The organism is Mesorhizobium sp. M5C.F.Ca.IN.020.32.2.1 (assembly GCF_004023105.1).
In the GTDB taxonomy this organism is placed as follows: Bacteria; Pseudomonadota; Alphaproteobacteria; order Rhizobiales; family Rhizobiaceae; genus Mesorhizobium; species Mesorhizobium wenxiniae.
Map to the genome: position 1 here is coordinate 1 of NZ_RZSX01000277.1, position 7,031 is coordinate 7,031.

General features: G+C 58.4%; 7 protein-coding genes. 3 read left to right on the top strand and 4 right to left on the bottom strand.

All coding sequences use genetic code 11. The features are described from left to right. Window positions 1-258 precede the first annotated feature (258 nt). The 3 genes from EOA86_RS15695 (at window position 259) to EOA86_RS40310 (ending at window position 2,785) form a co-directional block, all read left to right on the top strand. On the top strand, window positions 259-495 hold the full coding sequence (locus EOA86_RS15695) for a hypothetical protein (RefSeq protein ID WP_128342444.1): 237 nt from the start codon (window positions 259-261) through the stop codon (window positions 493-495). Between the two features lie 638 nt (window positions 496-1,133). Continuing rightward, complete coding sequence (locus EOA86_RS15705; protein ID WP_245497280.1) at window positions 1,134-1,346, top strand: hypothetical protein; 213 nt, start codon at window positions 1,134-1,136, stop codon at window positions 1,344-1,346. A gap of 857 nt (window positions 1,347-2,203) precedes the next feature. Then, window positions 2,204-2,785, top strand: coding sequence for a hypothetical protein (locus EOA86_RS40310; RefSeq protein ID WP_245497282.1), 582 nt, complete (start codon window positions 2,204-2,206; stop codon window positions 2,783-2,785). 663 nt (window positions 2,786-3,448) lie between these two features. Here EOA86_RS40310 and EOA86_RS15725 read toward each other — a convergent pair. The 4 genes from EOA86_RS15725 to EOA86_RS15745 all read right to left on the bottom strand — a co-directional run bounded on the left by EOA86_RS15725 (window position 3,449) and on the right by EOA86_RS15745 (window position 6,444). Continuing rightward, the gene (locus EOA86_RS15725; RefSeq protein ID WP_029353259.1) at window positions 3,449-3,748 is read right to left on the bottom strand and encodes a DUF1236 domain-containing protein; all 300 of its coding nucleotides are present in this window, start codon (window positions 3,746-3,748) and stop codon (window positions 3,449-3,451) included. A gap of 1,121 nt (window positions 3,749-4,869) precedes the next feature. Further along, window positions 4,870-5,046, bottom strand: a complete 177-nt coding sequence (locus tag EOA86_RS38660) for a hypothetical protein (protein WP_164891772.1) — start codon at window positions 5,044-5,046, stop codon at window positions 4,870-4,872. A gap of 360 nt (window positions 5,047-5,406) precedes the next feature. Next, complete coding sequence (locus EOA86_RS15740) at window positions 5,407-5,709, bottom strand: DUF982 domain-containing protein (protein WP_128342448.1); 303 nt, start codon at window positions 5,707-5,709, stop codon at window positions 5,407-5,409. 405 nt (window positions 5,710-6,114) lie between these two features. Then, the gene (locus tag EOA86_RS15745) at window positions 6,115-6,444 is read right to left on the bottom strand and encodes a hypothetical protein (RefSeq protein ID WP_128342449.1); all 330 of its coding nucleotides are present in this window, start codon (window positions 6,442-6,444) and stop codon (window positions 6,115-6,117) included. Between the last annotated feature and the right edge of the window lie 587 nt (window positions 6,445-7,031).

A 7,031-nucleotide genomic window follows, 5' to 3' on the forward strand; every position in this document is an offset into this window, starting at 1 on the left:
TGACTATCTCTCCTATTCTGAATTATCACTGGTCGGCAACGGGACCGGCGGGCACTTAGTTCCGCCGCCGGGCTATGGTCCATGATGCAGTAAGACTGAAGTCTTTGCGTTAAAGACAGAGGGCTGAGGCTGGCAACCAAGATCTTACCAACGGATTGGTCTTGGCCGCCGAGCAAAGTCCCTTCATCGGTGGTTCCGGGTGCCCGCTGTATCCCTCATCGGCGGGCGCCCGATATTTCTCTAACAGCGGAAACAACTGTGCCCCTTACCCAGAGCAGACAGAATGTCGATGAGGTCGCAAGCCGACCCGCAAATGACAATCAAACTCCTGACCCAACAGATTTCTCGGCGGTTGATCTCATTTCGCCGAGCGACGAAGAGGTCGCTGCAATCGTCAGGCGAACAGAGCGCCTGGCCCTTGCGGTGATTATAGTAATGGCGATCTTCCTGATCTTTGCACCGGTGATCTTCATTGCCCTGAGGTATGGGATCTGAGATGTCCCGCTTTAGGCCTCGTCCCAGAAATCCTGCAGCGAAGCGTGGCGGAGGTCCTTCTCGCCGCGCCCGTGCTTCACGCGGGCTTGATCCCCGGCTTGACCCATTGCGTTGCCGGCCGCCTATCTGCCGGTCCGGGCGATTGACGAGGAAGCGAGACGGAAGCAGCGCACAGGCTGGGGGGCACCTTTATGAAGCAGACCCGCCGCTACATTTGCGAAGCGACGGGCCTCCACCCCATTCCCCCAGACCTGATCATGCAATTGCGGTGCCAGACGTGTTGACCCATTGCGGCGCACCTTATGGCTTCTACACAGCGGAATTGCCGCCACATACTTCGTTCGAATGTTTCGACTCCATTAGCTTGAGCGCATGTTTTCCGCCAGCCAGGTGAGCGCCCCCCGAAGGCTCGCTTGTCAGGCCCAGCGGCCTCCCCCCCCACACAAAGCCGCTGGGCCGTCCCCGCTGGAGCGAAGCGCGTTGTCCCGCATAGTAGCAAGCCTCTTGACTAAGACCTCGCCTGCACCGGTCGAACGAATGGCAACTTTTTGTCTGAATGTGTTTACGGTCCATTCTCCGAGATTGCACGCATGGCTTCGCGTGGGAGACACAGTAACTCCCCTTTTAAAGGCGTCGAGATGCTACGAGCACCGCAAACCCAGTTCCTGAAGCCTGAAGATCGGGCGATCTGCCAGCGGGTGGTCGACCAGATAACCGCCGACGCTAAATGGTACAGCACCTCGATAGACGGCCAGATTCTGGCCTCGACCACGCTGACTCTCTTCCAATCCGGGGTGGTCAATGAAACGAATTTGCTGGCACATGTTCGCGCGCCGCCACGACTTCACTAAGCTGACCGGCTAGCGCTTCTCCTTCGGCGTGATCTCTTCGATCTGAACCTTCTCGCCGATCTCGCCATAGCTTCCGCCTTGGCCTTGTCCTTCGTGGTCAGCACCGTTCGCCAGTGCGGTTTCTCGAAGACACTCACGATGTAAGTTGTCGCCGGTTTGTCGGCTATCGCGCTAACACGGCTGGATAGGAACATACTCCAAGCACGGTACTTCCGCGATCACGCCATATCCACGGTCGCAAGCTCTGTTAGCTTCTTGGTGCGGCGGACCCCAATCCGCCAGGCCGGCGCCCTACAGGCAATCTACCCCAACGCCCCCCAAGCGGCGCCGGCCACCTTCCTGGGAGCCACGATCAGCCGTTCATCCCCGGAATTTTTCCGTGAGCCCGTGGATCTTGCCGTCCGGGCTCGTCAAGATCGGCTGTCGAATCTTCCACGACTGAAGTGAGATTCGATGAGTGACGAGCTGATCCGCCTTGCAAGTGCAATGGAGCCCGTCACGCGCCCTGGCATCAGCACCATAGGTGCGAGCATCGGCTGCGGGAAGAATGCAGGATGGGGCTTTTGCGAAGCCGAGGCAGACGCCCCACTGGTTCTGTTTCGAGCACCGTGCCGAGGGGGAGCGTTTTGCTCTGACTAGAGCTCCTAGCCGGCTGGTAAGGACCCCAGTCCGAAGGGAATAGCATCTTGCCCTCCTTTGGCCGCAGCTTCAAAGCTTTCATCTATTCGGCTGATGCGCCGATCCGCTGGAAATTGACAATCTGCCCCAGCTCTAGACCGCTTCGTGCTGGCGGTGGCCTCTGCAAACTTCGGATGAAGGGCTATCCTATATTGTTGCGCGCAGGCTCATATCCGATCGTGGCAAGGGTTGCTTTCCTTGCCGCGTTGGCCGGCGTGCTCCTGCTGCTCGCCCTTTTTCCGGCGTGGCTCCTGCAGAATTTGGGAGTGAGCTTCACGCATCATGGCAAGCTCATCCACGCCGCCGCATTCACCGTTTTGGCGGCCTTGGCAAGTCTTGGCTGGACGAAACACAAGGCAAAGCTGATTGTTCTCCTCGCTTTTTCGGGCGTGGCGATTGAAGTTGTTCAGGGCGCGCAACTGATAGGGCGCGGTCCGGATGCATTCGACTGGATTGCCGACTGTGCTGGCATGGCCTGCGGGATCACAATTGCAAGGTGGACAAAACGGCACCGGGTGAGAAACCCGCCGAAACGACCCGGCGAATATCCCGATCGCGAGATCGATTGTCAGAAGGCCATGGAGCCAGGCTTTCAGGCGATCGTCGATTGCATGCTGGAAGCGGGCTGGGCCCGTGGAGAGATCATGCGCTCGCTACGCCGGCTGATCTCCGCAGACAACATGACGCAAAAGGAAAATGCCAAGCTCGAGGCGCAGCTTGCGATCGCACGCGCAATGAGCCGCGTCGGCCGGCCTCTCTAGGATCGCAACTCAATGAATTGCCTACAGACAATGGCCGAAATGGCGGCGAGCCTGCGCAATCAGACAGAGCGTTGAAGGCCGCCACATTTGGCCGGAAATCGTGTTGGTCAGGGTTTCTGGGAGGAATTCTCGATGACTCACTCTTTTCCCACAGTCACGGTAGAAACAGTCGCCGAAGTCTACGTTCTTTCCATAGGCAAGGCCCGCTTCCTATCGATCGCACAGGCAATCTGCGCCCTTCGGAAACTCATGCCGGCTTGCAACGCAACCGACCACGAGTTGGAAGAGATATTGGCGGCAGCGTGCGTGATTCACAGCGTGCCCGTAGCTTTCGACGCCAAAACAGCCGATGGCGCATGGCTCCATTCGTAGGGCCGGAGATGCCCGCGCAAGCGCAGTGGCCTGCCGCATCGGATGATAACGAGGGATTGTTCGCTAAACCGCAAGATAACGACCGAAGTGGAAAGAAACTGCCGGAGAGAAATTACGGTAGGCTGATTGCGTGGGCTGTGTTAATCGGCCTCGGCTTGACTGTAGCTGGCATGTGTTCCGAGTTGTTGCTTTCTTTCTCGCCGTCATCACCGGCAACTTCGCTCCATAAGCTGATCAAAAAAAGCCCGCCGCACCTTTCGGCGCGGCGGGCTGTCCTCCCAGTCGCTTTGGTCATTCAATTATTTTGATGATCTTGCGAGTGCCGGGGTCAACGACAACCGTCCGGTTGTCGACGACAACGGTGCGGTATTTTGTGTCGGGGACTTCATGAAGCTCGACCGTCTCGGGCAGGGTTGAGCCGATATTGAGCTCCACTCCAGGGATTTTCACTGAGGCGAGCGGCTGCTTTTTCACGTACTCCCTGATGACCGTCTCCTGTTCAGGCTCGATGACTACGTCCTGAGCGGCAGCAGCACCAATGCCTGCCAGCAGTAAAAATCCCGCGGCTGCAGTGGAAAGATGCATTCTCATGATGGCCTCCTTTATGTGAGCTATGTTCCGCTGAACGCGTCTTCGCGCCAGATTTACCAAACCGCAGGCAGCTGCAAATGTTCCTTTTGCGGGACTTTGGTCTGATGCGCGACGGGACGTAAGTCTCGCCTGTTTTGGCGTAATAGGCCGACATCGCGCCACCCGGAAGGCAGCCCGATCTGCAGGGGGCTAAATCTTGGGGGTTGCCCACTGATCCTACACAACCGTTAGCACAAGCTTATGTTCCGCTTGACGAACACTCCCGCAAACCGAGGCGGAATTCCGCTTATTCTCCCTCGCAAAAATCCTGCAGCGACGCGTGGCGGAGGTCCTCCAGTCCAACCCACGGCGGGTGAAAATGCGCGTTCCGCATTCGTCAATAATCATTTGCGACCTATAGCCGTCGAACTTGAGCTCATGAAGCAGACGCCGCTTTCGGGAGGCTTCTCAACCAAGGTCGGCATTAGTGGCGGGACGAACTTCAAACGCATGCATTGACCCGCAAAACCGCGATTCAATTAGCATACTCTTAATTAGTTCTCATTTTAACGAATCGTTGACCGCGCTGTCCCAGAATAGGACGGCGCGGTCAAACCTAACCGGACTGCGCAGGCGGCCCCGGCAATTCAGCACCCCGCCTCACATTGCCGGAGCCGCTACCACACTGCTCTAAAATACCAGCAATGGTTGAATCAACGGTTACCGCACGTGCTTTCCAGTGCGCTTTCCCAGTCGTTAGACTTTGATAGAACAGGGCCTCGCCTCGTCCGGGCCCCTGCCTTCACTGCCGACGTTGAGACAGTCCATCTGGCGAAGAAAGCATGGACGGCCACGATGACATCAGCAACGCTTGGGCCGCCCTCAAGCCCGTGCGTAAGGCTATTGAACAGCCATGCCCCTGCCGGCGTGCTGCCGAGCGAAGAGCCGTCCTGTTGTTTTATCGCCCCGAGCCGATCCAAGAGGGCGAGGCTCTCGCGAAGGCCATAATTGAGACGGTCGAAAGGCTGAGCCGGTAAGCGCAAGCAGAAGCCGGCGCTACTCCTCTGGGCGCGGGCCGACCGGATGCAGCCCGATCTCCAGCAGGCTGAGCGTGGGGGTGGACCCACTGATCCCACACACCGTTAGCGGACGGTAATGTTCCGCTTGAGGAACACTCCCCACCAGCATCCAAACGACGGTCCTGTCGACGTCGCGGACGACAGCGACGCGGAATGCTTCGCGCGCGCCGCATCGTCCCAGTCACCCGCCTTGGCCAAGAGGACGCCATCCTGCTCGTCGCCATAAATGGCGAACTCCATGCTGATCCTTCTCGCGAGGTCAGCATCAATGCCCGACGAGGCCAGATTGCGAATGTCCCGCGCTGTGCCCTCCCCTGCCGCTACAGACTCGGCAGCCCGCAGAGGCCGGGGCGGTTTCGTCTCCTCGATATCGAGATTCGCGCGGGGCCTGTTCGGCCCAGCGTGGCCCCGCTCTCCGGGCTCTGACCTAGAAAGACTCATCTGTCGAATCGAACGGGTCCTCGAATGCGCGAATTTCCTCAAGCCGTGCCTCAAGCGCCGCCCTTGTCGCAGTAACGGCATCGCTACCGGCCAGGAACTGCTTGGCGGATTGTCCATGCCGGCGATTTTCACAAGGGCGTCGCCAAGGACCTACATGGGTTATGCCGTCACGCCACCGCGACCGGTTTTCGGTGCCGTCATCCAGGGCATAGCTGCAGAGACGTCCTCGAGGATCTTGGCCGATCTCGCGAAGCCGGCGAAAGCCTCGCGTGCAACTGAAATGGGAACTTGGCCATCGTAGGCGCGCTGGCAAGCTCGGAACGCCGTGTCAAAGATTGGCCCTCTGCGATTCTCCGGCCATTCCTGCAGGAACTCGAAAGCATCAGCCAAGCATTCGATTTCCTCCACCATGAACTCCCCTCTCTTGACGAAAACAGGCCGGTCGAAAGTCCTGTCGTTCATTAGAACCTCCATTCAACTGAACGAGTGTTTGAGCTTCCACGAGAGCCGTGAGCGACGGCTGCGGGGAAATATGTGAAGAGCACCTTTTGCTGTCAAGGAAGGACCAATTCGGGACTGAAGCAAAACGCATCGCAGGACTGGGACCGCATGCGCAATGTCGCTGTGTACCGCTGCAACCTGCAGCCGAGGACGCTCTGAACTCCATTGCTCCCGATGAAAACCGAACTCTCGCGGAGACCGCCCCGCGGCACCATTCGCGGCGACGGAAAGACGCGGCAGCAGAAAGCCCGCGCCCTCCGGGAGAGGACGCGGGCTGGTCGGGGCCACCGATCTAGCAGCATTTGTATGAGGGACAATACTACGCTGCTGGCACTAAACTTTTGTCGCAGGACAGTGTTCCACCCTCTAAGGAAAAAACCGCAGGTTTGTGTTCGCCGCTATAGAAACTCCTCCCGACGAAGGACCGCGTACACTGCCCCGCCCACCATCGAGGGTATAGAAAGAACCAGGAGCAAGGCGACCGGGGTATGGCTCGCCGACGACGGCGTCAGCTTCGTCTTGTTTCTCATTCAAATTCTCGTTTCGATCGCCCTTCCTGACAAGACTGCGGCCAAGCCCATTTTTCCCCTGGTTCTCTTTCGACATCTTGGTAGCGATATCCCATGCGATCAGCGGATCATCGGGCAGATGCCTCTGAAGCCATTCAGGGAGACTGCGGCCAGCGTTCTTGTCCATATCGCGAACAAGTCTTCTGCTTCAACTCTGTCCCAACTTGCTAATGTATAATTTTGCTTTCGGCAGTTTTTACGGCAAGATGGTCCGGTCCGACCATTTCGGCTGCTTTCGGTTTCAGGGCTCGGTAGCAACGCCCTGGTCGTTGGCCGCTTCAGCAGCGCACGCGACGCCCGCACCAAGCGTTGTGACAGGGCCAGTGTGTAGCGAAGGTCCTCAACGAGCGCCGTTCCGCGTTCGGCGGTCTGCCGAACGCGCGCCGCATGGATTTGTTGGTTTCCCAAATAGGTTCTTCCACGGTGTCTGATTCCCAGGGCTGCGTCGTGGAATGGAGCGCTGGCCATTTGCATTGTCTGCGTAAGAACATGCTGTGCTGAATGCAACAAGTTCTAGCACCGACAAAAAAAGCCCGCCGTACCTGCAGGTTCGACGGGGCGATCAAGCGGTTACCAAGCACGGCTTGGGGGCTGGGATGTGCCCGGTGCGCGCGGACCGAAAAAAATCATACGCGTGCCGGCTGCCCGGCGTCTGCCAACCGGCGGTTGGAAGAGATTCGTCCGGCAGCGAGCGCAGATTTTTCAATCTCCGCC

Bases quoted from the DNA above. Each gene is read 5' to 3' on its own strand.
- EOA86_RS15705 (WP_245497280.1), top strand. From the start codon at position 1,134: ATGCTACGAGCACCGCAAACCCAGTTCCTGAAGCCTGAAGATCGGGCG.
- EOA86_RS15725 (WP_029353259.1), bottom strand. From the start codon at position 3,748: ATGAGAATGCATCTTTCCACTGCAGCCGCGGGATTTTTACTGCTGGCA.
- EOA86_RS38660 (WP_164891772.1), bottom strand. From the start codon at position 5,046: ATGGAGTTCGCCATTTATGGCGACGAGCAGGATGGCGTCCTCTTGGCC.
- EOA86_RS15740 (WP_128342448.1), bottom strand. From the start codon at position 5,709: ATGAACGACAGGACTTTCGACCGGCCTGTTTTCGTCAAGAGAGGGGAG.
- EOA86_RS15745 (WP_128342449.1), bottom strand. From the start codon at position 6,444: ATGGACAAGAACGCTGGCCGCAGTCTCCCTGAATGGCTTCAGAGGCAT.